Genomic DNA, 23,443 nt, shown 5'->3' on the forward strand with positions numbered 1-23,443 from the left:
GGGACAGAAAGGGGATCGAAACGGACACCCGCCGGGCGGGCTGATGTCCGGTGACGGGATTTAGTGTGCTGGGGTGGCGCTCGGCAGTTGCTGGCGCCAGGCACGTGGCGTCGTGCCTGACCAGCGCTGAAATGCGTGACGGAAACTGGCGGTCTCGCTGAAGCCCAACTGCTCGGCGATGGCATAGATCGGTACCTGCTCCCGGTTGAGCAGCAACTTGGCGCGCTGAAAGCGCAAGCGGTCGAGCAACTGCTGGTAGCCGCACCCAGCGCGCTGCAGGTGTCGCCGCAGGGTGCGGCTGGTGCAGTGCAGCTGGGCGGCCAGTTGCTCCAGAGAGGGCGGGGCGTCCAGCTGCTGTTCGAGCTGGGCGCTCAGCTGGCTGATCAACGGGGAAGCTTCCGGCCGAAAGCTGTCTTGAACGCTGCGGCAGTGGCGCACCGCCTCAAAGTGCGTGACCGGCTCGGCCAGCGGCAGGCTGGCCTGCAGCGCATCGGCGGCAAACACCAGGCGCTCGGCACTCTGGCCGACCTGCACGGGGCAGGTGCCAAAGAAGTCAGGGTAGTGCTCTGCGTGCGCCGGCAGCTCGCCACTCAGGTGCACCGCCTGCAGCGGCAGCGGGCGGCCAAGGGCGTCGTCAAGCATTGCCTTGATTGATGACAGACATAGCTCGACGTTGAACAACTGGAGGGCTGGCGCCTCGTGGTAGTGGTCCGCGCGCAGGGCCAATAGGCCATCGGGCAAGGACTCGAGCTGCAGGCGAAAGTAGCTGCCCAGTAGCACCGGAAAGGCCAGCATCACCTGCAGCGCATCTAGCAAGGTGGGGGCCGAGAGCATGGCGTAGCCCAGCTGCCCATAGGCCGAGACGCGCATGCGCTGGCCCAGTTTCAGGCCGACCAGCGGGTCCCCGGCCAAGGCCACCGTGTTGGCGAAGACCTGTTGCTCTTGCTCCGGTGTAATCAGGCGCGCGGGTGTTTGCAGGTCGCTCGGGCTGAGGCCGGAGCCAGCCAGTACCGGGTCGATAGGTTGCTGCTGCTCGTGCAGCCAGGCTGCGATCAGGCAGGTGCTTTGCAGGCTGATCAGTCGGTGGTCTGGCGCCTGACAGGCAAGATCGGAAGGCGTCATGCTGTTTTTCTCGTGTGACTGCTTACTCTAGTCAAGCACAAAGAGTGCCAGCCGGTGTGCTTCCTTCATTCGGTAAAGCCGATAACGCAAACAGGAAATACGCGCTTATATCGATTTTAAAGGTGCTTAGAATGGTTTTGCATTTCGACCGGAGAGCCACCATGCCACGTTTATATCCGAACCCCGCGCAGTTGCGCCCGCTGCATCAGCTGGACAGCCCGCGCGAAGTCATCCGTCAATTCACGCCTAACTGGTTTGCTGTGGTTATGGGTACCGGCATTCTGGCGCTGGCCTTGCCGCAGCTGGGTGCTCCGGCACTGGGGCAGGGGCTGTGGGTGGCCAATCTGTTGCTATTCGCCTTGTTCTGCGTGCTCTACGCATTGCGCTGGCTGTGCTATTTCGATCAGGCGCGGCGCATCTTCGGTCACGCGACGGTGTCGATGTTCATCGGCACCATCCCCATGGCGCTGGCAACGCTGCTGAATGGGCTGCCGAGCTACGGTGTGGCGCTGTGGGGAGAGGGGGTGTTGGCACTGATGCTGCCGATCTGGTGGCTAGACGTGGCGCTGGCATTGGCTTGTGGGGTGGGGATTCCATATCTGATGTTTACCTGTCAGGAGCACAGCATCGATCAAATGACCGCGGTCTGGCTGCTGCCGGTGGTCGCCGCCGAGGTGGCCGCGGCCAGCGGTGGGCTGATGATTCCCCTGTTGCCACCGGCCGACGCCTACCTGGTGTTGATTACCAGCTATGTGCTTTGGGCCTGCTCGGTGCCGGTGGCTCTGAGCATTCTGGTGATTCTGTTGCTGCGCATGGCGGTGCACAAGTTGCCGACACCCAATATGGCGGCGTCCAGCCTTTTGGCACTGGGGCCGCTCGGCACCGGCGCATTGGGGCTGTTGCTGCTGGGTAATGACGCGAGCACGGTGTTTGCCGTCCAGGGGCTCGCTGGGGTGGGCGCCGTGGCGCAGGGGCTCGGTGTGATTGGTGGCCTGCTGCTCTGGGGGCTGGGGCTCTGGTGGTTGTTGTTGGCGCTATTGATTCTGGGGCGCTATCTGCGCGACGGCATTCCGTTCAATCTGGGCTGGTGGGCCTTTACCTTTCCGCTGGGGGTCTATGCGCTGGCCACGTTGAAGCTGGCCGAGGTGCTGCAGCTGGCGTTCTTCAGTCTGTTTGGGCAGGCGCTGGTGGTGGCCCTGGCACTGCTCTGGTTGCTGGTGATGGCTGGCACCCTGCGCGGCGCCTGGCGTGGTGAACTGTTTAATGCACCTTGTCTGTCGATGTGCTAACGCACCGGCCGTGCAGCGGTGTCGGGGATATGCTATCAATCGTCAGGCCTGATGTACCGACAATAAGGACGGCCGCATGCGCCTCACTGCATTACCGCTGCGTTTTCTCACCTGGCTGCTCTGCGTGCTGGGTGCTCTGTTTACCCTGGCCCTGACTCTGCTGTCGCCCCTGTGGTGGCTGCTGGCGGTGCCGTTGCTGGCGCTGGCCCTGCTTGGGCTCTGGGATGTTTGCCAGCGGCGCCATACCATCAGCCGTAACTACCCGGTGCTGGCGCATTTTCGCTATTTTCTGGAGTCCATCGGCCCGGAGCTGCGTCAGTATTTCATTCAGTCCGACACCGACGAGCTGCCGTTCTCGCGTGAGCAGCGCAGTGTGATTTATCAGCGCGCCAAGAATGTGCTCGACAAGAAGCCCTTTGGTTCGCTCAACCGCATGAACGAAGAAGGTTACGAGTGGCTTAACCACTCGCTGGCGCCGGTGCATATTGCTGACAGCAATTTCCGTGTGCGGGTGGGCAGCCACCCCGACACCACCCAACCCTACGATGTCAGCGTGTTCAATATCTCCGCCATGAGCTTCGGCTCGCTGTCGGCCAACGCCATTCTGGCGCTCAATACCGGTGCGCAAAAGGGCGGCTTCTACCACGATACCGGTGAAGGCTCGATCTCCCGTTATCACCTGCGCCCCGGCGGCGATCTGGTCTGGGAGATCGGCTCTGGCTACTTTGGCTGCCGCAGCGCCGAGGGCGGTTTTGATGCCGCGCTGTTCGAGCGCAACGCGCGCCTGCCGCAGGTCAAGATGATCGAGATCAAGCTGTCGCAGGGTGCCAAGCCTGGCCACGGCGGTATCCTGCCGGGGGCCAAGGTGTCGCCGGAAATTGCCGAGGCCCGCGGCGTGCCTGTGGGTGAAGATGTGGTGTCGCCGGCCAGCCATTCTGCGTTCTCCACGCCGCTGGAGTTGATGGAGTTTATCGGCCAGCTGCGCGCCCTGTCCGGCGGCAAGCCGGTGGGCTTCAAGCTGGCGATTGGTCACCCGTGGGAATGGTTTGGCATCGTCAAGGCGATGCTGGAAACCGGCCAGCACCCGGACTTTATTGTGGTTGATGGCGGTGAGGGCGGTACCGGTGCAGCGCCGCTGGAGTTTATCAACCGCCTGGGTACGCCGATGACCGACGGCCTGCTGCTGGTACACAACACCCTGGTCGGGGCCAACCTGCGCGAGAAGATTCACCTGGGCGCTGCCGGCAAGATCACCACCGCCTTCAATATCGCCCGCACCCTCGCGGTTGGCGCTGATTGGTGCAACGCGGCGCGTGGCTACATGTTTGCGCTTGGCTGCATCCAGAGTCTGAGCTGCCACAGCGACAAGTGCCCGAGCGGGGTCGCCACCCAGGACCCAAGCCGCAGCGCGCGGCTAGATGTGGCCGACAAGAGCGAGCGGGTCTATCACTTCCACCGCAATACCGTGCTGGCGCTGTCGCACATGCTGGAGGCGGCTGGCTTGAAGCATCCGAGCGAGTTGGGGCCGGAGCACATTATTCGCCGCGTCTCGCGCTACGAGGTGCGCCCCTACAGCGAGCTGTTCGAGTTTCTGGAGCCGGGTGTGCTGCTCGATGGCCGCGCTGAGCTGCACCTGTTCAAGAAGTATTGGGCGCAGGCCCGCGCCGACAGCTTTGCGCCGCCGGATTACATGCTCAGGCTGCGCGAGACCAAGCTGCGCTGAGCCTGTTGCGCCAGCAGGGCGAAAGTAGCCAGCCAATGGCTGCCCATGTAGTCGTCCTGCAGGTGAGCCAGCGCTGCGTGCAGGTGCGCCTCGGCGGTGGCCTGCAGGTGCGGCCCGCCTTGGGCCAGCAGAAACCAGCACCAGGCGCGGCTGAGGTTGAGGCCGTCCAGGTGCGCCAGCTTGCCGTCGCTGCGCTCAAGTACGCTGACGGGCTGGAACAGGGTGGCGGGCTGCCCATGCGCCAGCTGCGGCAAGAACGCCGCCAGCCAGGGGGCGAAGGTTTCGCGCGCCATCAGCCGCTGCATCAGCACCGCCTGCTGCAGGCTGGGGGAGAGAAAGTCTTCACCGCCGGGTTCGCCCCAGGCCGGGCAGGCCACGTCATCGGCAAACCATTCCACACTGCGTTGGTGCAACAGCGCCGCCAGCGGCTGGTCCTGCGCGCTGCTGGCGTAGTCGAGGGCCAGCAGCAGGGCGAAGGCGGTGTTGTTGTGTTGGCCGCTGCGAATTGGATAGGGCAGGCGCGGCAGGTAGGCCATCAGCCGCTCACGCACCAGCATCGCCAGCGGTTGCAGGATGTGCGCCGCGTGGCTTGCGGCCGGCTCGTTGCTGATCAGCAGCTCTGCCTGCAGTTTCAGTAACCAGGCCCAGCCGTAGGGCCGCTCGAAGCCTGCGCCCTGACGCTCAAAGGTCGCTATCTCGGCCGCGACGGCGGCGCTGTTGAACTGCAGCAGCCGCTGGCGGATGGCCTCCGCCTCGGCTAGCTGCGGCGCGACGTTGAGTACCTGCACCAGCAGCCAGTGGCTGTGCACACAGGAGTGCCAGTCGTAGCTGCCGCAAAACAGCGGGTGAGCCTGTTCCGGGGGTAGCCAGTCGCTGGCGCTTTTTAGCTTTTGCGGGCCGCTATGGGGGTAGACCTGGGTGATATGCCCCATAGCGATGCGCGCCAGCGCAGCGTAATCGGGCGCGTGCATATCAGCGAACCGGCTGCCAGTCGAGGCTGCGCAGCAGCCACTCGCCGTCGTCGTCCAGCCACACCAGGTTGAGATCGTACTGGCCGGCGCTATTGGGGATAAAACGCTCGGCGCCGGTCAGGGTGACACGGGCGCTACTGTCGGCGCGCTCCGGGTAGCCGGGATCGATGTCGGTTTGCTGGCTGGTCACCAGCACGCCGATGCGCTGGTTGCGCAAAAACATCAGCTGCAGAGTACGTCCTGCCCACTCCGTGTCGTACTCGTCCTGGGCGCTGAATTCGGGGTGCAGTAGCGCCAGCACGGCGCTGCGGTCGCGCTCTTCAATAGCGCTCTGGAAGTCTTCAATGGCCTGATTCAGGCGTGCATCCGGGCTGGATGGGCCGCAGCCGGCGAGGCCGAGCAGCAGGGTCAGTGCAAGCAGCAAACGCATAGGTGACAGCAGCCTCGCGGGTCAGTAATGTGGGGCTTTCCAACGTGAGGTGAGCGGCGCCGGCGCCTGCTCAGGCCAGGGAGCCCCATCATGCAGCTGTTGTATCCGGAGATCAAACCCTTCGCCCGCCACGAGCTGGCGGTGTCACCACCCCATGTGCTCTACGCCGATGAAAGCGGTCAGCCGGACGGGCTGCCAGTGGTGTTTATCCACGGTGGGCCGGGTGCCGGTTGTGATGCCCTGAGCCGGCGTTTCTTCGATCCGTCGCTGTACCGCATCGTGACCTTTGATCAGCGCGGCTGTGGTCGCTCCACACCGCACGGCAGCCTGGAGAACAACACCACCGCTGACCTGGTGGCTGACATGGAAGCGCTGCGTGAGCACCTGGGCATCGACAAGTGGGTACTGTTTGGTGGTTCTTGGGGCTCCACACTGGCGCTGGCCTACGCCCAGGCGCACCCTGATCGGGTCATGGGTATGGTGCTGCGTGGCATCTTCCTGTGCCGTGAACAGGACATCCACTGGTTTTATCAGGAGGGCGCCAGCCATATCTTCCCGGACTTCTGGGAGGACTATCTGGAGCTGATTCCGGAGCAAGAGCGCGAGGATATGGTGGCGGCCTATTACCGCCGCCTGACCGGTGATGACGAGATCTGCCGCATGCACGCGGCCAAGGCCTGGTCGATCTGGGAGGGGCGCTGCGCCACCCTGCGGCCCAGCCCGCAGGTGATCGAGCGCTTCAGCGATGCTCGCCGGGCTTATGCCATCGCGCGGATCGAGTGTCATTACTTTGCCAACAAGACGTTCCTTGAGCCAGACCAGCTGCTTAACAACATGGACCGCATTGCGCATATTCCCGGCATCATCGTGCATGGGCGCTACGACATGGTCTGCCCGCTGGATAACGCCTATGCCTTGCATCAGCACTGGCCCGGCAGTGAACTGAACATCATCCGCGATGCGGGCCACGCCGCCTCTGAGCCCGGCATTGCCGATGCGCTGGTACGTGCGACCGGCGATATGGCGCGCCAGTTGCTCAATCTGACACCGCAGGCCGAGTGACATGAAGGGATTGCTGCAACGGGTCAGTCAGGCCCGGGTTGAGGTGGAAGGGGAGATTGTCGGCTCGATTGATCAGGGCCTGTTGGTGCTGGTTGGCATCGAGCCGCAGGACCTTGAGGCCAGTGCCGACAAGCTGCTCAAGCGGCTGCTGGAATACCGCGTGTTCACCGACGCTGACGGGCGCATGAACGATTCACTGACTGACGTGCAGGGCGGCCTGTTGCTGGTGTCCCAGTTCACCTTGGCCGCCGACACCCGCAAGGGTCGTCGCCCCGGCTTCTCTACCGCTGCGCCACCGGATCGCGCCGAGGCGCTGTTCGATTATCTGGTTGGGCAGGCGCGGGCGCTGCACCCGCAGGTCGCAACCGGCCGCTTTGGTGCCGATATGCAGGTGCATCTGGTCAACGATGGTCCGGTCACCTTCCTGCTTGAGGTGTAATCGGGCACTGGCTCAGACAGCTGGATACACCCGCGTCCAGACGGTCAGCAGCAGGCCTGCCGCCGTCGCCCACGCCAGCGCGCCAAGGGTGAGTGTCACCACCAGCGTGAAGCGCTCGCTCAATAGCACAATCGAAAACAGATACGCCGCGTAGGGCAATAGCGACCACAGTCCGAAGATAGCGGTGCTGCGCAGGTCGCTGGCCAGTCGCTCGCTGCCCACGATGTAGTGGGCGATGATGGCGAACGTCGGGAACAGCGGCACCAGCCCGGCGATATAGAAACTTCTGGTTTTTGCCAGCAGTGCAATCATCAGCACGGCGAGCGCACCCAGCACACACTTGAGCGCAAGGGACAGCATTCGAGTACCCAGAGGATAGGATGGGACAGGGAATCCCTGAGCAGGGGCAGGACGCCGGAACACTGCTCATCGCTGGCGAATGTAGGCTTCGCCGGGGTGGTCGTCAATGGCTATCAGCGGGCCTGCTGGGGCCAGACGACCGACGGCAGCGGCGGGCTGCCGTCGGTGTTGCTTCTTCAACCGCGCGCGGCGGCCTCGACCCAGTCCAGACGGTCCTGGCCGAAGAACATGTCACCATCGACAAAGCAGGTTGGTGCACCAAAAACACCGCGGCCGATAGCCTCTTCGGTGGCACTCTTGAGCTTCTCTTTCACCGCCGGATCACTCGCCTTGGCCATGACCTCTGAGGGGGCAAAGCCCGCCTCAACCAGCACCTTGCCGATGACCTCGGGCTCGCCCATGTTCAGTTCGCTGATCCACATCGCCTCAAAGATGGCCGTCAGCAGCTGGTCGAACTCGGGGGTGTCCTGATAGGCAACAACGGCGCGCATCAGTTGCAGGGTGTTGATTGGAAAGAAGGGGTTCTGATTCAGGGTGACGCCGTAGCGGTTGGCAAAGCGCTGCAGGTCGATACGGGTGTACGCGCCCTTGGCCGGTACGGTCGCCGGGGAGCTGTTGCCGGTGGCCATAAATACGCCGCCCAGCAGCATGGGCTTGTACACCAGCGTTGCGCCAGTGCGCTCGGCGATGGCTGGCAGCTGGGTCCAGGCCAGATAGCTCGCCGGGCTGCCGACGTCGAAGTAGAACTCGATAGTCTTGCTCATGACTCTCTCCAGAGCGGGTTTAAAAGGTTTCCATCCAGGGGCGCAGATCCAGCTCATGGGTCCAGCTGTCACGCGGCTGGGCGTGAATCGCCCAGTACTGGTCGGCAATATGGTCAGGGTTGAGGATGCCATCCTGATCTTTCAGGGCATAGCGCTCGGGGAAGTTATCGCGGATAAAGGCGGTGTCGATGGCGCCGTCGATGATTGGGTGGGCAACGTGAATGCCCTGCGGGCCGAGTTCGCGGGCCATGCTCTGGGCCAGCGCGCGCAGCGCGAACTTGGCACCGGCAAAAGCCGAGAAGCCCGAGCCGCCGCGTAGCGAGGCGGTGGCACCGGTGAAGATGATGGTGCCCTTGCCGCGCGGCAACATGACCTTGGCGGCCTCCCGGCCGGTAAGAAAGCCGGCGAAGCCTGCCATTTCCCACACCTTGCGATAAACCCGCGCAGTGGTCTCGGTGATACCGAAACGCACGTTGGCGCCAATGTTGAAGATGGCAACCTCAACCGGGCCAATCTCACGTTCGATCTGCTCGAATAGCCCCACCATTTCCTCTTCGCTGCGGGCATCGCAGCCAAAGGCATGGGCTTTGCCGCCGTCAGATTCGATTTGGTTGACCAGCTCGGTCAGGCTATCGGCGTTGCGGCGGGTCACGCAGAGGGTAAAGCCTTCACGGGCAAAGCGACGGGCAATGGCGCCACCGGTGGCGTCACCGGCGCCGATGACAACGGCTACAGGGGCGGGTGTGGTCATGGCAAAGTCCTCAGTTATCTATGGTTCTTTTTTGGAACTGACTCGATAGTGGGTTTCATTTTGGAACTTGTCAAACTATTCTTGCGTTCTGACTCGGAGGATTTATTCATGCGCTGGGAAGAACTTGGCGACCAACCCTGCTCCATGTCCCGCACGCTTGCTGTGGTTGGCGACCGCTGGACGCTGCTGATTCTGCGCGACTGCTTTTTAGGTGTGCGGCGCTTCGATGCCTTTGAGCGGCGTATCGGCCTGACCCGCCACCTGCTGGCTGACCGTTTGAAAAAACTGGTCGAACATGAGGTGCTGGTCAAGGTGCCCTACCAGCAAAAGCCATTGCGTGAGGAATATCGGCTGACCGACAAGGGGCTGGCCCTGCATCCGGTGATTCTCTCGCTGGTCAGCTGGGGCGACACCTGGATGGCTGATGAGCGCGGCGCGCCCATCGAGCATTACCACAAGGGCTGTGGTCAGCGCATGAAACCGGTGATGGTGTGCTCTGAATGCGCTGAGCCGGTGGGTGCGCGGGATATCGAAGCACGGCCCGCCGCGGCCTTTGGTGAGGATGCACAGCGGCTGGTGGCGGGCTGAGTCAGTGCCCGGCGGTGTTAGAAAACAGGTTGATGACCATAACGCCGCTGATGATCAGGCCCATGCCGATCAGTGCCGGCAGGTCCAGCTTTTGCCCGTACAACAGCCAGGCCACCACCGAGATCAGCACCACACCCACGCCTGACCAGATGGCGTAGGCAACGCCAACCGGAATGGTCTTCAGCGTCAGCGAAAGAAAGTAGAACGACACCAGATAGCCAACCACCACGAGGGCTGAGGGCAGGGGTTTGCTGAAGCCGGTACTGGCTTTCAGGGCAGAGGTGGCAACCACCTCAGATACGATAGCGATAATCAGGTAGACCCAGTGATGCATGCGCGGCGCCTCGGTTGATCAGGCGATGTTACGCAGGGTGGGAGCGCTGGAACAGACTGTTATTTTTTGCCGGGTTGTGCGCAATCCGGCTGCGGCGACGCCAGCCGGATTGCCTTGCCGACAAGAGGGAAGACCTCAGGGCATGCGGTACATGGCGCAGAGCTTGTTGCCGGACGGGTCACGCAGGTAGGCCAGATACAGCTTCATGCCGGCACCCTCGCGTACGCCCGGCGGGTCTTCACAGGCAGTGCCGCCATTGGCCAGACCCGCAGCGTGCCAGGCATCGGCTTGCTCGGGGCTGTCCATAGCAAACCCAATGGTGCTGCCGTTACCGCAGCTGGCTGCCTCACCGTCGATCGGCTTGGTGATGGCAAAGACGCCGGTTGGGGTCATGTAAAAGATGCGCCCTTTGGGGTCGGTAAAGCCGGGCTTGCAGCCGGTAACGCCCAGGGTCGCGTCGTAAAAGGCTTTGGATTTTTCCAGATCGTCGGCGCCGAGCATGATGTGACTGAACATCGCATGATCCTTTTGTTGCTGTTGTTGGGAAGCGCAGGGGACAGACTCCGCGCAGGCGCCTGAGCCGTCAATGCTTCCAATGGGGGAGATTGTCGGCCCATAAGGATGGTTTATGGTCAGCTGGCGCCGTGCAGAGCGAACAGCTCCTCGCCGGTGAGCTGCAGGGTGGTTTGGGCAAAGCAGTAGTAGGCGGGCTTCTGGTCGATAAAGACTTCGCGGTTCAGCTGCCAGCTGTCCTGTTCATCAAACAACCCGACCGGAATCGCATAGAAGGGCTGCTCGCGCAGGCGGTAGAACAGGTGGGTGCCACAGTGCTTGCAGAAACCGCGCTCGGCCCAGTCGGATGACGCATACACGCCGATATGCGCCTCGCCGCTGAACGTGACCTGATCCTCGCACTCCACCGCCAGCAGCGGCCCGCCGCCCCAGCGCCGGCAGGTGTCGCAATGACAAGCGCCGAGGTCGCGGTGTGACACGCTGGCACTGACGCTGACGGCGGCGCATAGACAACGGCCTTCAAGGGGCTTGGTGTGTGTCATGGTATGGCTCCGGCGGGTGGGTGTTGCTTTCACCTTAGGCCAGCGCAGCAGCCTTGTCATGGTGACGCATCAGTAGCCAGATCAGGACCAGAATCGGCGCGTTTTTGCTCAATGGGCCAAAGGGATGCAGCCAGAATGCGGGGGCCATCAGGCTGAGCAGCAGCGAATAGCCGACAATGACCACCAGCTGCAGTGTGCAACACCACCGCAGCGCCCGGCCGCTGAGCAGCCACAGGCCAATCCCCAGATCCAGCACGCTGCCCGCCCAGATCAGCGGGTCGATCAGCGGTTCTGGGATGCCGGCGCTTTGCAGCACTTCAACACCTATCGCTTTGCCGGCGGTCAGTGAGACGGCAGCGGTCAGCAGCCAGAGCAGCGCCAGGCTGAGGCGGGCAAGCAGTTGCTCGATTCTGCTCATCGGCTCAGACCAGCGGCAGCGGCTTGAATACCATCAGCCAGAACAGCAGCAGGATGGATGCGAAGGCGGGTATGCCCAGCGCTGTCCACCAGCGCATCTGCTGATGAAAGGCGGCTGACAGCACGCCGGTTTCCAGCGCCTCATTGGCCAGTGCGCGCAGGCGGTATTGAATCGCGACCACCGGCAGCCAGCACAGCCCGATAAAGATGAACAGGCCGATTACGCTGAGAAACCAGGGCGAGGTCAGGCTGAACCCCAGCCGATGGGTCAGCAGCAGGCCGGTGACAAACTGCAGCACCACGGCGGGCGCGGTGAACAGCCAGTCGGCCAGCACCACGTGGCGCGTGGTTACCGCTATCGCCTGCACGTTGCCGCTGCGGTGGGCCATGAACATGAAAAAGGCAATGCCACTGCCGGTGCCGGCCAGCACCACGGCGCCCAGGATATGCAGCAGCTTGAGCAGCAGGTAGTTATCCACGGTGGGTTTCCAGCTGGTGATAAATGGCCAACCCTTGGGCCTCCTGCTCGAAGGCGCTCAGCGGGAACAGGTTCATGCACGGTATGGCGCCGCGCTCGCTCAGCTCGCCGCTGACCAGCCGACGGGCGAGGATCAGGGCTGACAGCGTCGGGATGTACGGCCCGATCCCCTCTGTGGCGCCCAGTACCCATTTTAGGTGCAGCGGCTGCTGCTGGTGGTCCAGCCCGCGCAGGTTGATCTGCATACCGCCGGTATCGGTACCCCAGCGGATGAACCATTCGCTGGCGCGGACGATGGGTTTGCTCCAGCGCGACCAGTCACGGACCAGGCCAATACGTGCGAGCCCGGCCATCAACCACATGCCGTAGTGCAGCAGGCCCAGTTCCAGTCCGGCCTGAAAGTGCACACTGCGCAGGGTCGGATAGGCGGCGGGCAGCAGTTCCAGATCAGGAATATCAACGTTGGCCAGTGGGCGGCGGCCGATGGTGGCGTCGAAGTACAGGCGCCGGAGTGACATCCAGCCGTACACCTGCTGCCAGCGGCCCGCTTGCCAGACCCGAATCGGGTGTCCGGTGTATGAGAGAATGCCTCGCACCGTTGCCTCGCCGCGCTCGGCCTGATTACCCGGCGCAATCGCAAAATCGATATCGTCGAGCCGACTGAACTGATCGGCATAGTGAGCGATGACACAGGATGACAGCCCCGGCACCGAGCTAGCGCCGCTGACCAGCAGTACTCCCGCCGCACGTGCTGCGTCGTCCAGCTGGCTGATATCGCAGACAAAGCGGCGGTCGTCGGCCAGATCGATGTAGTGGCAGCCGGCGGCGATGCAGGCCCGTGGGACGCGGTAATCCTGGCCTTGGAAGGGGCCGCCGGTATGAATCACAAGGTCAGGTTTGAGCGCTGCGAGTTTGGTCTCAAAGTCGGCGGCGTGCAGGTCCAGCTCTGCTGTCTCCAGGCGAGCGCGTGCTGCCGGTTGCAGTTGGGTTTGCAGTTGCTGCGCTGGCGCGCTGCGCCGCCCGGCGATGATCAGCGTGATATCGGCGGTGTCTGCCAGCGTCTCGGTGATGCGCTTACCAAAGTTGCCGTAGCCGCCGAGAATCAGAATACGCTGACAGCTCATGGCTCCTCACGAAACAGCGCTCGGCTGCGCACGTAAGACACGATGGCAAAGATGATAAAGGCCAGGCCCATCAGGAACGGCAGGTCGGTGATGCCGCCGGAGGAGAAGTAGCCGAAGCCGGCAAACAGCAGCCCCAGCAGCAGAAAAAAGACCGGGCCAATGAGGATATTCTTCGGCGCCGCTGCGTAGATGCGGGCGTTCTTCTCGATGATCATGTTCATCGCCTCGACCTGTGCTTCATGGCGATCGCGGCAGGCCAGCCCGTGTCCCAGATCGCTTGCGCAATCGGTGCACAGCCCGCGGTTGCAGCATTTGCAGGTGCCGATGGCGGCGGTTTGCGGATGGTTGAAGCAGTGCATGCGAATCCTCCCTGAAGTGACGGTGCGGGTCGGGCAGCATGCTGGCGGCCGAGCGGCGACCAGCACGGCCTCTGCCTGCTGGTTGCCGAGTATGCCAGAGCGCTGGGACAGGGTCGCGGCTGGCGCCGCTCTGGGCGGGGTCAGGCGATCAGATCAGCGAACGGCGTCGCACCTTGATACAGCTCGTAGACCGCGTTCTTGCTTTGCCCGCTCTTGAGCACATGGGCAATGATGCGCGCGGTATCGGCGCGGGTGATGTGCTGCTGCTCCGGGTTTTCCGGGCGACGGGTGGTGATGCACCCGGTGGCGGCGTCATCGGTCAGACGCCCCGGACGCAAGATGGTGTAGGGCACGCAGGAGCGCTGCAGATACTCATCGGCGAAGCACTTGGCGACCAGATAGGGTTTGATCGGCGAGTTGCCACGGTCCGGGTTGTCGGCGCCGCGCGCACTGACCATGACAAAGTGCTTTACGTGGTGCTTGAGGGCGTAGTCGACTGCCTTGCGCGCAGCCCAGAGGTCGATCAGCAGGGTTTTGTCCGGGCCGGTGCTGGCGCCTGAGCCGGCGGTAAATACCACCCGGTCGCAGCCGGCAAAGGCGTGCTCGAAGTTGCCTTCCAGGTCACCCTCAATGATCTCGATACCGTCGATACCCGCCAACTTGGCCGGGTTGCGTGCCAGGGCTGCAACCTCCAGCCCGCTTTGTTGCAGCAGGGGGAGCAATTGGCGGCCAATCTGGCCGGTGCTGCCGATTACCAGTGTCTTGCCCATCTGGGTATATCCTCGCCTGTTATTGCGCGTGTCTCTTGTGGAGTGCGCTTGTTGTTATTGAGTTCACTGCTCAGCGAATGCGGGTGATGCGCTGCAAGCGGTTGCCCTCGAATTCCAGACTGTAGTGATTACGGTTGATCTTGTAGATCCACTCTTCAATGTTCATGACCCGGATGCGGTCGCCGTAGACCAGGCTGTCTACGTAGCCGATGACCTGACGCGATAACGGCGGGCCGCAGGCCTGTTCAACTTCGAACATCAGGTCGTCTTCATCGACAATATCGGTGCCGCAGCGCAAGGCGTGGGCCGGCAGGCTGACGAGCATCAGTGTGCCGGCGAAGGCCAGGGCACGGTTGGTAGATGCAGTGGGCATGCGGCGGTCCTCCGGAGCGGTGGAGCATTGATAGTCCCACCGCCTTCGGTACGCGCGCAATACCCGGCGACGATCTGCCTCAGAGGGCGGCGGCCTCGGCTTCGTAGTTGGCGTAGGAGTGCTTGAGGGTGGCGTGGTTGAGCAGCATCTCGGCCTTGAGCACCTCGCCGCTGGCGTCGTAGATGCGTGACAGCACCCAGTAGGACTCGGTGCGCTTGCTCTCGGACAGGGCGACCACTTCGCGGCGAATCAGGTAGTCCTCACCGACCAGCAGCGGGCCGTCGATCATGCGGATTTCCTGGTCGGCGAACAGGCCGATGACCGGCTGCTTGACCGGGAATTCGGCGTCTTTGCTGGTGTACTCGGCCAGTACGCTGACCATCTCGGTCGGAATCACGGCGCGGCCCCAGGGTGTGCGGCTGCCATCGGAGTACCAGCTGGAGTTTTCGGTGATGCCGGCCAGCTTCTGGTTCAGCGAGAACGGGTAGAGCTTGCCCATGTTCTGGTCTGGGTCCATGCGTACTTTCTCGTCTACCGCGCCCTTCATGCCCACGTGCAGGTCAGAGAGGATCACCAGTTTTTCCGGCGCACGCAGCTTGGCCATACGCTCGTACAGCAGGCTCTCGCCCGGTGCAGCACCAATGCTGGCGCTGGCTTCCAGCACGGGCGTGCCATCGGCTTTCTCGGCCCAGCAGCGCACGCGAGTCTGGCCCGGCGCCGGGCGCTCGACAAAGGCGCGTACCTGTTCGCCTTCGACCACCATGTTCTGGAAGTGCGACGAGAAACAGCCCTTCTCGAACCATTGCTGACCCCAGATCTCGACCAGCAGCGGCGTGAACTGGCTGAAGTGGGTCGGGCCTTCGATCGGACCGGCGCGAAAGCCCAGCTTCTCGGCCATGCTGTCGTCGTGGATCGAGGAGTGACCGCTGTATTCCTGATCGGCCAGCATTTGTTTCGGCTCGCGCAGCGGGCCGCATAGATAGAGGGGGGTATCAAAGCTCATAGTGGTGTCCCTGCTCAGTAGTAGTCGCGCAATGGTGCAGTGTAGGCAGGAGGGGGTGAGCGCGGCAAACCCACTTTGGGCCGCTATTCATGGGGGTTATGGACGAGGCAAGCGAGTGAACGGCTGTGCGCCTGGAGGCCGGCCGACCCGTGTGTTGCTCCGCGCTACCGGGGCGCAGATACCTTGCGCGTAGCGCCAACGTGTCCAGGCATTGAAACATTCTGCCGTTTGCGAGTCGGAAGGATATCAAGACGCATGACAACTATCGGCGGCCTGTCGTCGCCGGTGCTGGCGGAGCAAGGAATGACCTGTACTTTCCCCATCAAGCGCGGCCTGTGGTCTGCGCTGCTGTTATTGACGCTGCCCGTTACCGCTGCGGAGCCGGAGCCGATTCGTATCCAACAGTTGCAGCGCTGCGGTGATTTGCTGCAGACGCAAACGCAGACATTCTGTTTGCAGGTAAAAGGTCTGCAGTCCGGCCAATGGCAAGCGCGGCTGAACGGCGAGCGGCTGGCCCAGCAGCATGTTGGCAGCGACGGCGAATCGCTGCAGTTGCAGGTTGATGGTAACGGCAAGCGCAGCGGGCCGCTGGTGCTGGAGCAACAGGGGCGGCAGAGCAATCCGGTTTGGCTGTCGCTCGGCTCCAGCCACGTGCTGGCGGCGACGGAAGACGAAGTGGCCGAGAACATGGATGGACTCACCTCCTATGTTGATCTGGTCAGCGTGGTCATTGAAGAAGAGTACGACGGGCTGGAAGAGGCCAAGCGGCTGGCAGAGAAGTACGATGCCAGGGTGGTCGGCATGATTCCGCCGCTCAACACCTACCAGTTGCGCCTGGCCGCGAAGAACCTGGACGAGCGCGATGCAACGGTATTGCGCCTGGGCGGTGAGGTGAGCGTGGACGCGGTGGTAATCGAGGAGTCGGGCGCAGAAGACAGCATTGAAGCGGACACCGCCAGTGCCCCGCCGGCCGACAATGAGGAGTGGGCCGCTAACCGTTTTCTTGATGCGGTGAATTTTTATCAACGCCGGCTGCAGCAGGACAGCGGCGACGTTCAGACGCATCCGATACGTATCGGCGTAATCGAGCGTGACGTCGATTTTGACGCGCCGGATTTTGGCGATTACACCGGTGGTGACTGCCGCACCGACAGTCGGCGTTTGTGCCTGTACGCACGTGATGCCGATAAGCCCGACGGCCATGGCAGCACCGTCAGCGGTATATTCGCGGCAGCCTGGGACAAGGGCGGCAATAGCGGGTTTTTACGCGGGCTGGACGATGTTGGCCCCGGCTTTGAGGTAATAGTCGGGCGCGATTCCGACGCCGGTATTACGGCCAATATCGCGGCCTCGGTGAACATGGTGGAAGACGGCGTTCGTGTGCTGAACTGGAGTTGGGGTATTCATCGCGTTGGCGCGATCGACGTCAACGGCGACCCTATCGACTCGCTGGTACGCTCGGGCACTGCCATGAGCGGCTATGAAGAGTTGCTGGAGGAGTTCTTCCTCTGGCTGCGTGAAGAGCATCCGAACGTCGTTGTGGTCAATTCTGCGGGCAACGGCTCTTCGTTCTCGGGCCGTGATGAATACCGGCTACCGTCCTCCTTCGTTACCGATCAGCTGTTTGTGGTGGGTGGCCATCAGCGCAGCGAGAAAGACGTGCCGGTTGACGATGCGCAGTACGCCGTCAAGCGCAAGGCCTCGAATATCGACATGCGCGTGGATATCACCGCCGCAGCCTGCGTGCGCTCCTCAACGGCCAAGGCTGATGAAGAAGGCGACGTGCATTGCGGCACCTCCTACGCCACGCCGCTGGTAGCGGGTTTGCTGGCCGCGATGCTGTCGATCAACCCCGAGCTGGAGCCGGATCAGCTGCGCATGCTGCTGCGCCGCAGCGCGATGACCATTGGTGAGGAATACGATTTTGAGCCCACCGAGGGCGACGATCTGACCGCGCCGATTCTGCCGTCCGAGCGCGCCAACGACCTGAACAACCCGGACGTTGGGCATTCCGCGCGGCTGGATATGTACAAGGCGCTGGATTTGACGGTGCAGAGTCTGGACCGCGTGCGTTAACAGCCAAACAGCAACGGCAGGTCAGCTAACTGCGCATGGCCTTTCAATGCTCAGTTGACGCGCGTGATCGTATAGGTGTTGCCTGGCCCCCACTGGTTGTCTTCGCGCCAGGTGATGTCGACGCTGGCTGGCGCGTTCTCGGCGTACTCGGTGTCGCCGCAGGCATCGGCATCAATCCACAGCTCGACCTCCTGACCGCCGGTGAGCAGGCTGCCGTAGCAGCCGGCGTCGCCTTCGTACATCCAGAACGTCATCTTGCCGCTGACGGTGATGGTCTCATGCGGGCCGGTCGGCAAGGCCAGACCATTGGCGCGACTGTTCAGCGGCTCTTGGGGTGCGTCGCCGCAGGCGCTGAGGGACAGGCAGAGCAGGCCAGCAAGGCCGAGTTTGTGTTGCATCCTTGCACTCCTTCAATCAGTGGCTTACAGCGCGACCTCAAAACACTCCAGCTGCGGCGGACCCAGGTAGATCTCGCGGCGGCTGCCGGCATTGGCGTGGGCGGCGCGGAAGGCCTCGGAGTGGGTCCAGTCCTCAAAGGCGCTGCGCGACTCCCAGGTCGCGTGGGAGGCAAACAGCGTGTATTCCTCAGTGGTCGGGCCCTGCAGCAGGTTGAAGTTCTTGAAGCCCGGCACGCTGGCCAGCAGGCTGTCGCGGTTCTTCCAGATATCGATAAAGTCCTGCTCGTGACCGGGCTTGATCTTGAAACGGTTCATGGCAATGAACATGGGCTGGCTCCAGCGTGGGTAAATGAGACCTATTATGTGGAGGGGCAGGGTTGTTGGGTCAACTGCAGGCAGCTGGTTGATGGCCGGATTGCGCTCTGCAGCGGGCATCACCGGCGAATTCTGCACTCCCGAATTCTGAATTTGCGAGCCAGGTCGCACTTTTTCTGAAAATAGTACGGGCATTTTCCGTGCCGGAGGATCAGTATGCGCGCGGTGAGTTTCACGCACGTGCGTGCCTGCGCTAGTCGCCTCGATGCGGCGTTACCCAGCGGCCGGCGGCAAGCTCATCAGCCCCAGGAAGCACGACCGACATGATGTCACTGGCAGTACCGTTGTTTGCCATGTGTTGTTGCAGGTGTTCCGGGAATACAGGAACCCCGGTACCCGGCAGGGGCCGGAACAGCAGACAAGGAGCACTGCCCTATGACCCTCTGCAAACCCAAATTGCTCGCTGCGCTGATTGGTGCAGCCATCAGCGGCGGGACTCTGCACGCCGCCTCCTCGCTCGACATGGTAGTCGCTATCGATGAGTCCGGCTCCATGGCTGGTGAGCACAATGCTTTTATCGGCACCTACGTAAAAAACCTCGACAGCCTGCTCAACGACCAGAATGTCACCCTCAACCAGTACGGCCTGATGGGTTTTGGCGGCAGTTCAGGCCAGACAATATCTGCAGGTGAGGCCGGGCGCGAAGAAGGCTACGCGCTGTATCGTCACCTCAACCTCGATAGTGACAGTACCCCGCTGTGGGGCTCCGCCGAGGCATTTGATGGCGTGACTCCGGAGCTGGAAACCAGCGGTGGCACCGAAGATGGCTACCGCGCGATCGACTATATCTACCGCTATTTCGAGTTTCGCCCCAGCGCCGGTTCGTCCATCATGCTGATCACTGACGAAGACCGCGATGACGACTTTTACCAGCTGGATACCAGCCATCTGCCTGCGGGTATGACGGCGCTGGAGAAGAGCTACATTCAAGGTCAGCTGGCTCAGTACAACACCGTGGTACACGCGGTGGTCAGCCAGCGTTTTACCGACAAGAACGGCAACCCGGCAATTGCCATCGTCGGCAGCGACCCGGATACCGGCTACGCCTACGTCAAGGATGCCAATGGCGTCATTACCAAGGTGCAGGGCTACCTGCTGACCTCGGCCTACGGCACCACCGAAGCCGATTACACCGAGCTGGCGCTGGCCAGCGGTGGTACCGCGATGGACATCGACGGGCTGCGCAGCGTGTACACCGATGCGGCCGCCCTGGCTGCACTCAGTGGCGAATTGGCCAAGCTGGTCGCCGATATCGCAGTAGGTCAGGTGCCGGTAGTGGGTATTGACTGCGCCTCCGCCAGTGGCGTTGCCGCCCAGATATGTGGTGCCATCGCCAGCACCAGCAACCAGCAGCTGCAGACCCTGGGCCAGCAGATTACTGCTCCAGAGCAGTACCGCAAGCTGAGTCAGTATCAGGTTAACCAGATGCTGCATACCGCCATTTCCAACACCCGCAACGTACGCCGGACGTTGACCAGTCGCCTGGCCGACATGCGTCGCACCGGCTACGCCAGCCGTGACATTGATGTCATGGACTACAGCAACGGCAATGTTGCGCTGTCGTCCGACCTGATCAACAGCCTGCAGCAGGCACGTGGCGGCGCAGCCTCGGCTGACCAGGGCGAGGTGGGTTACTTCATTCGTGGCATCTACACCCGTGGCGACTACGACAGCTCGGCCACAGCCGCCGGCTTTGACAGCAAAACCTACACCTTCCTGGCCGGGGTAGACCGCTACCTCAGTGACGACACCCAGGTGGGTGTGGCGCTGTCCTATTCCGCTTCTGATGCCAACTACAGTGGCGCTTCTGGTGGCTCCGAGGCTGACACCTACGGCATCACGGCCTATGCCTCCCAGGCACTGGGCGGTGATGTTTTTCTGGAAGGGAACCTGGGCTTCAGCCGCGCGCACTTCGAGACGGACCGTGATACCGGCTTTGGCCTGGTCAAGGGCAAAACCCGCGGTGACATCTGGAGCGCCTCGCTCGGCCTCACCAAGGCCTACGCGCTTACCGGTGTGACGCTTGAGCCCTTCGCCTATCTGCATTACACCGACGTATCGGTAGACGGCTTTACCGAGAAAGGCGGCCCAGCTGCCCTGCGGGTTGGCAGTACCGATATCGACTCGCTGGTGTCCGAGCTGGGTTTCAGCACGGTTTATGCGTTTTCCGACAGTCTGCAAGGCGACCTGCGTCTGGCCTGGGAGCACGAGTTTGAAAACGATGGCACGGCCGTGCCGATGTCCTTCGTGACCGCGCCGGGCAGCGTGTTTGTCAGTCAAACGCCGTCGCAAAGTTCAAACTACGGGCGCATTGGCCTGGGGCTGACCAAAACCATGAGTGACGCACGCAGCCTGTCGCTGCAGGGCAATACGCTGGTTGGCTATGACGACTATGACGAGTACTCATTTGAAGTGCGCTTCCGCCAGCGTTTCTGATCTGACAGTGCACAAACAGGGGCCCCGGCCCCTGATTAACCGGCCGTTCGCCCTGTGGCGCGCGGCCGGACTTCTTATGCTGCCGGCCATACTGGCTGGCTGCGCAGCGTCGCCCGTCGAGCGGCTGGCATCGCAGGCGCGGCTTGCCGGCCTGCAACCGGTCAGCCTGCCCGCAGCCGATTTCATGTTGCAGGGATTTGAGCGAGCGACTGCAGGCCGACACGCGCGAATTTACATCGAGGGCGACGGGCGACCCTGGCGCGCTGGCGGTCGGGTCATCGCCGATGACCCATCGCCTCGCAACCTGCCAGCGCTGACCTGGATGGCCTCACTGCCAGGCCCGTCCCTGTACTTGGGGCGCCCCTGCTATTTTCAGGCGTCAGCTCAGCCCGCCTGCAACGCCATGCTTTGGACCTATGGGCGCTACTCCGATCAGGTGGTAGCGGCCATGGCGCAGGGGCTGCAGAGCTGGTTGCAGCGTCAGCCGCAGATCGACTCGCTGACGCTGGTGGGCCACTCCGGCGGCGGTGTATTGGCGCTGCTGCTGGCCGAGCGGGTGCCTGCAGTAGTCGAGGTGGTAACCTTGGCAGCGCCGACCGACGTGGCTCTCTGGGCAGACCTGCACGACTACACACCGCTGTTTGCATCGCTCAACCCGGCTGATATCGAGCACTGGCGCCCGCAGGTCAGGCGTCGGCTGTTCTTTGGCGAACAGGACCGCCAGGTCCCGCCTGCCAGCTTTGCGCCCAGCGCGCAGACCATTCCTGGCGCACAGGTCTCCGTGGTACCAGACATCGGCCATGACTGCTGCGCGCCTGCGCTGTGGGCTGATGATTGACCCTGGTTCATAGGCTGTGTGTTGGCTGCACCATGGTCGTTTGGTGCAGTGGCAAATTGCCTGAGCGGTTGAGCAGTGGTCCGCATTTCTCCGTCATCACTGTAGGCGGATATCGCATGTACAGGAATAATCCGCGCGCTTGAAAAAAGGATTTGAAAGTGCGTCAGGCGCTAGCCAGTGCACGGCGCAACGCCAGGGAAGGAATCATGAGTAAGTCTGCCTGTATTGCGGCAATGCTATTGCTGTTTGGCTGTGGCCTTGCGCACGCTCAAGCGCTGCCCGGTGATCGAGAACTGATACGTGAGCGTCAGGAGCGGGTGCTTGAAGAGCAGCGCCTCCGACTTCAGGAATTGCAACAGTTGCCTGGGGAGCGGGCGGTGGTGCCGCCTGCCAGCTCTCAGCCTGAGGCGCAGTGTTTTGCTATCCAGCTAATCCGTCTCAGCGGTGCTGGGTTGATGACTCAGGCGCAGCAGGATGCGCTGTTGTTGCCCTTTATCGGGCGCTGCCTTGGCAGCGCAGAATTGAACAATCTGCTCGCCGCCATCACCGGGTTCTACCTTGACCGCGGCTATGTCACCTCGCGAGCCTACCTACCCCAGCAGGACCTCAGCGATGGTGAGCTGGACGTTCTGGTTGTCGAAGGTGTGCTGGAGGGGCTGGACAGTTCCGCATTGGCCAGTGAGCGCGAGCTGGCAATGGGCTTTCCTGGTCAGCCGGGGGAGCGGCTCAACCTCCGTGAGCTGGAGCAACTGGTTGATCAGTTGAGCCGGCTGCCATCCCGCCAACTGCAGCTGGAGTTGCTGCCCGGCGAGCAGCCTGGCGGTAGCCGCGTTCAGCTCAAAGGCCAGCGCAGCAAGCCATGGCACGCCTCTCTGAGCCGACATAACGATGGTCAGCGCAGCACCGGCGAGCAGCAGTGGGGCATAGGGCTGGATTGGGACAGCCCACTGGGGCTGGGTGATCAGTTACGCCTGCGCGGTGGTAAGGATGCTGTCAGCGATCACTGGCGCCACTCCGCCAGCCAGAGTCTGTTCTATTCGTTGCCGTTGGGGTGGTGGCGTCTCGATTACAGCTACAACCAGAGCTACTACCGCACCCGAGGGGAAGCGGGTGGGCTGATGTATGAGAGCGACGGCGAAAGCAAAGGCCATCAGTTCGGGGCCGAACGCGTGGTGCACCGCGACAACCTGGGCAAGACGGCGCTCTGCCTAGGGGTAGCTCACCTGCGTACCCGCAATTATCTGGAAGACGCCTTGCTGACCACCTCCAGTCACCGCCTCAGTGAGCTGCAGTTGGGAGCCAATCACGGGCGTCGGCTGGGTAACGCGTTCGTCAACCTGGATGTTGGCTGGCAGCAGGGTATCGGCGCCTTTGATGCGCAGTCAGATGATGCGTCAGGTGCTGGACAGCCGGTCGCCCGCTATGACAAGTACAGTCTGACGGCCAGCTACCTCCAGCCGTTTGAGCTGCTCGGTCAGCGGCTGAGTGTCGACAGTCTGCTTAGCGGGCAATACAGCAGCGACGTGCTGTTCTCGCCCCAGCGCATCAGCCTGGGTGGTTTGGCTTCGGTGCGTGGCTTCAAGGACCAATCCCTCAGCGGCGATAGCGGGTATTACTGGCGCAGCAACCTGCGCTGGCAGTACCCCATCAGCAATCTACAGTTGCGCCCATGGCTCTCGCAGTTGGGCGCCGCAGTGGGATACGACCTGGGCGCGATCAGCGGTACGCCTTATAACGGCAGGCGGCATGGCCGGCTCAGCGGCAGTGCGCTGGAGCTGTCTGCCCGTGGGCCGCATTTGGCCGCCAGCCTGACGCTAGCCCAGTCGCTTTCTCGCCCTGGTGTTATAGCCCGAGGCGAACACCCTCTCTACTTTCGCGTTGACCTGTTTTTCTGATCAGCCCTGCAAG

27 protein-coding genes are annotated in these 23,443 nt (G+C 62.5%); 9 read left to right on the top strand and 18 right to left on the bottom strand.

What is annotated here, in order from left to right; all coding sequences use genetic code 11:
* Positions 1 to 60: 60 nt before the first annotated feature.
* Entirely contained in the window at positions 61 to 1,122 is a 1,062-nt protein-coding gene (locus tag BM116_RS11995) for an AraC family transcriptional regulator (RefSeq protein ID WP_083724970.1), read from the bottom strand.
* Positions 1,123 to 1,283: 161 nt separating this feature from the next.
* On the opposite strand from BM116_RS11995, the gene BM116_RS12000 reads away from it, so the two are divergent.
* Both BM116_RS12000 and BM116_RS12005 read left to right on the top strand, forming a co-directional pair.
* Complete coding sequence (locus BM116_RS12000) at positions 1,284 to 2,411, top strand: SLAC1 family transporter (protein ID WP_083724968.1); 1,128 nt, start codon at positions 1,284 to 1,286, stop codon at positions 2,409 to 2,411.
* 76 nt (positions 2,412 to 2,487) lie between these two features.
* Positions 2,488 to 4,134, top strand: a complete 1,647-nt coding sequence (locus BM116_RS12005) for an FMN-binding glutamate synthase family protein (RefSeq protein WP_083724966.1) — start codon at positions 2,488 to 2,490, stop codon at positions 4,132 to 4,134.
* Here the strand turns inward: BM116_RS12005 and BM116_RS12010 are convergent.
* Both BM116_RS12010 and BM116_RS12015 read right to left on the bottom strand, forming a co-directional pair.
* The gene (locus BM116_RS12010; RefSeq protein ID WP_083724963.1) at positions 4,098 to 5,105 is read right to left on the bottom strand and encodes a DUF2891 domain-containing protein; all 1,008 of its coding nucleotides are present in this window, start codon (positions 5,103 to 5,105) and stop codon (positions 4,098 to 4,100) included. The two genes, BM116_RS12005 and BM116_RS12010, sit on opposite strands and share 37 nt — an antisense overlap.
* A gap of 1 nt (position 5,106) precedes the next feature.
* Positions 5,107 to 5,535 (bottom strand): hypothetical protein, encoded by a 429-nt coding sequence (locus BM116_RS12015; protein WP_083724961.1) that lies wholly within the window; start codon positions 5,533 to 5,535, stop codon positions 5,107 to 5,109.
* Between the two features lie 90 nt (positions 5,536 to 5,625).
* On the opposite strand from BM116_RS12015, the gene pip reads away from it, so the two are divergent.
* Both pip and dtd read left to right on the top strand, forming a co-directional pair.
* Positions 5,626 to 6,597 carry a prolyl aminopeptidase gene (pip, locus tag BM116_RS12020; RefSeq protein ID WP_083724959.1) on the top strand — a complete coding sequence of 324 codons (972 nt, stop codon included), beginning with the start codon at positions 5,626 to 5,628 and terminating at the stop codon, positions 6,595 to 6,597.
* Between the two features lies 1 nt (position 6,598).
* Complete coding sequence (gene dtd, locus BM116_RS12025) at positions 6,599 to 7,036, top strand: D-aminoacyl-tRNA deacylase (RefSeq protein ID WP_083724957.1); 438 nt, start codon at positions 6,599 to 6,601, stop codon at positions 7,034 to 7,036.
* A gap of 12 nt (positions 7,037 to 7,048) precedes the next feature.
* Here the strand turns inward: dtd and BM116_RS12030 are convergent, their stop codons facing one another.
* The 3 genes from BM116_RS12030 to BM116_RS12040 all read right to left on the bottom strand — a co-directional run bounded on the left by BM116_RS12030 (position 7,049) and on the right by BM116_RS12040 (position 8,911).
* The gene (locus BM116_RS12030; RefSeq protein WP_235846749.1) at positions 7,049 to 7,393 is read right to left on the bottom strand and encodes a GlpM family protein; all 345 of its coding nucleotides are present in this window, start codon (positions 7,391 to 7,393) and stop codon (positions 7,049 to 7,051) included.
* 179 nt (positions 7,394 to 7,572) lie between these two features.
* The gene (locus BM116_RS12035; RefSeq protein WP_083724953.1) at positions 7,573 to 8,160 is read right to left on the bottom strand and encodes a 2-hydroxychromene-2-carboxylate isomerase; all 588 of its coding nucleotides are present in this window, start codon (positions 8,158 to 8,160) and stop codon (positions 7,573 to 7,575) included.
* A 19-nt stretch (positions 8,161 to 8,179) separates the two neighbouring features.
* A complete protein-coding gene (locus BM116_RS12040) occupies positions 8,180 to 8,911 on the bottom strand; it encodes an SDR family oxidoreductase (protein WP_083724951.1) in 732 nt (243 codons plus the stop codon).
* A 108-nt stretch (positions 8,912 to 9,019) separates the two neighbouring features.
* On the opposite strand from BM116_RS12040, the gene BM116_RS12045 reads away from it, so the two are divergent.
* Positions 9,020 to 9,499 (top strand): winged helix-turn-helix transcriptional regulator, encoded by a 480-nt coding sequence (locus BM116_RS12045; RefSeq protein WP_083724949.1) that lies wholly within the window; start codon positions 9,020 to 9,022, stop codon positions 9,497 to 9,499.
* Position 9,500: 1 nt separating this feature from the next.
* On the opposite strand, the gene BM116_RS12050 is transcribed toward BM116_RS12045, so the two are convergent.
* From BM116_RS12050 to BM116_RS12095, 10 genes are all read right to left on the bottom strand, one after another.
* Positions 9,501 to 9,833 carry a DMT family transporter gene (locus BM116_RS12050; RefSeq protein ID WP_083724947.1) on the bottom strand — a complete coding sequence of 111 codons (333 nt, stop codon included), beginning with the start codon at positions 9,831 to 9,833 and terminating at the stop codon, positions 9,501 to 9,503.
* A gap of 135 nt (positions 9,834 to 9,968) precedes the next feature.
* Positions 9,969 to 10,349 carry a VOC family protein gene (locus BM116_RS12055; protein ID WP_083724945.1) on the bottom strand — a complete coding sequence of 127 codons (381 nt, stop codon included), beginning with the start codon at positions 10,347 to 10,349 and terminating at the stop codon, positions 9,969 to 9,971.
* Between the two features lie 116 nt (positions 10,350 to 10,465).
* Positions 10,466 to 10,888: a GFA family protein gene (locus BM116_RS12060; protein WP_083724943.1), complete on the bottom strand. Its 423-nt coding sequence runs from the start codon at positions 10,886 to 10,888 to the stop codon at positions 10,466 to 10,468.
* Between the two features lie 34 nt (positions 10,889 to 10,922).
* Positions 10,923 to 11,306 (bottom strand): DoxX-like family protein, encoded by a 384-nt coding sequence (locus BM116_RS12065; RefSeq protein ID WP_083724941.1) that lies wholly within the window; start codon positions 11,304 to 11,306, stop codon positions 10,923 to 10,925.
* 4 nt (positions 11,307 to 11,310) lie between these two features.
* Positions 11,311 to 11,784, bottom strand: a complete 474-nt coding sequence (locus tag BM116_RS12070) for a DUF2269 family protein (protein ID WP_083724939.1) — start codon at positions 11,782 to 11,784, stop codon at positions 11,311 to 11,313.
* Positions 11,777 to 12,907, bottom strand: a complete 1,131-nt coding sequence (locus BM116_RS12075; RefSeq protein ID WP_083724937.1) for a saccharopine dehydrogenase family protein — start codon at positions 12,905 to 12,907, stop codon at positions 11,777 to 11,779. The genes BM116_RS12070 and BM116_RS12075 overlap by 8 nt, the downstream gene beginning before the upstream one ends.
* Positions 12,904 to 13,266, bottom strand: coding sequence for a hypothetical protein (locus BM116_RS12080; protein ID WP_083724935.1), 363 nt, complete (start codon positions 13,264 to 13,266; stop codon positions 12,904 to 12,906). Before BM116_RS12080 ends, BM116_RS12075 begins: the two co-directional genes overlap by 4 nt.
* Before the next feature lie 140 nt (positions 13,267 to 13,406).
* Positions 13,407 to 14,036 (bottom strand): SDR family oxidoreductase, encoded by a 630-nt coding sequence (locus BM116_RS12085; protein ID WP_083724933.1) that lies wholly within the window; start codon positions 14,034 to 14,036, stop codon positions 13,407 to 13,409.
* Between the two features lie 70 nt (positions 14,037 to 14,106).
* Positions 14,107 to 14,409, bottom strand: a complete 303-nt coding sequence (locus BM116_RS12090) for a DUF2845 domain-containing protein (protein WP_083724931.1) — start codon at positions 14,407 to 14,409, stop codon at positions 14,107 to 14,109.
* 79 nt (positions 14,410 to 14,488) lie between these two features.
* On the bottom strand, positions 14,489 to 15,412 hold the full coding sequence (locus BM116_RS12095) for a hypothetical protein (protein ID WP_083724929.1): 924 nt from the start codon (positions 15,410 to 15,412) through the stop codon (positions 14,489 to 14,491).
* Between the two features lie 303 nt (positions 15,413 to 15,715).
* On the opposite strand from BM116_RS12095, the gene BM116_RS12100 reads away from it, so the two are divergent.
* Positions 15,716 to 17,488 carry a S8/S53 family peptidase gene (locus tag BM116_RS12100; RefSeq protein WP_083725072.1) on the top strand — a complete coding sequence of 591 codons (1,773 nt, stop codon included), beginning with the start codon at positions 15,716 to 15,718 and terminating at the stop codon, positions 17,486 to 17,488.
* Between the two features lie 50 nt (positions 17,489 to 17,538).
* Here the strand turns inward: BM116_RS12100 and BM116_RS12105 are convergent, their stop codons facing one another.
* On the bottom strand, positions 17,539 to 17,886 hold the full coding sequence (locus BM116_RS12105) for a hypothetical protein (protein ID WP_083724927.1): 348 nt from the start codon (positions 17,884 to 17,886) through the stop codon (positions 17,539 to 17,541).
* A 24-nt stretch (positions 17,887 to 17,910) separates the two neighbouring features.
* Complete coding sequence (locus BM116_RS12110) at positions 17,911 to 18,213, bottom strand: heme-degrading protein HmuQ (RefSeq protein WP_083724925.1); 303 nt, start codon at positions 18,211 to 18,213, stop codon at positions 17,911 to 17,913.
* A 423-nt stretch (positions 18,214 to 18,636) separates the two neighbouring features.
* Between BM116_RS12110 and BM116_RS12115 the strand changes: the two genes are divergently transcribed.
* The 3 genes from BM116_RS12115 (at position 18,637) to BM116_RS12125 (ending at position 23,430) form a co-directional block, all read left to right on the top strand.
* Positions 18,637 to 20,697, top strand: a complete 2,061-nt coding sequence (locus tag BM116_RS12115) for an autotransporter family protein (protein ID WP_083724923.1) — start codon at positions 18,637 to 18,639, stop codon at positions 20,695 to 20,697.
* Between the two features lie 76 nt (positions 20,698 to 20,773).
* On the top strand, positions 20,774 to 21,535 hold the full coding sequence (locus tag BM116_RS12120; RefSeq protein ID WP_083724921.1) for an alpha/beta fold hydrolase: 762 nt from the start codon (positions 20,774 to 20,776) through the stop codon (positions 21,533 to 21,535).
* Positions 21,536 to 21,768: 233 nt separating this feature from the next.
* The gene (locus BM116_RS12125) at positions 21,769 to 23,430 is read left to right on the top strand and encodes a ShlB/FhaC/HecB family hemolysin secretion/activation protein (RefSeq protein ID WP_328586208.1); all 1,662 of its coding nucleotides are present in this window, start codon (positions 21,769 to 21,771) and stop codon (positions 23,428 to 23,430) included.
* The last annotated feature ends 13 nt before the right edge of the window (positions 23,431 to 23,443 follow it).

Source organism: Halopseudomonas pachastrellae (genome assembly GCF_900114765.1).
GTDB lineage: Bacteria > Pseudomonadota > Gammaproteobacteria > Pseudomonadales > Pseudomonadaceae > Halopseudomonas > Halopseudomonas pachastrellae.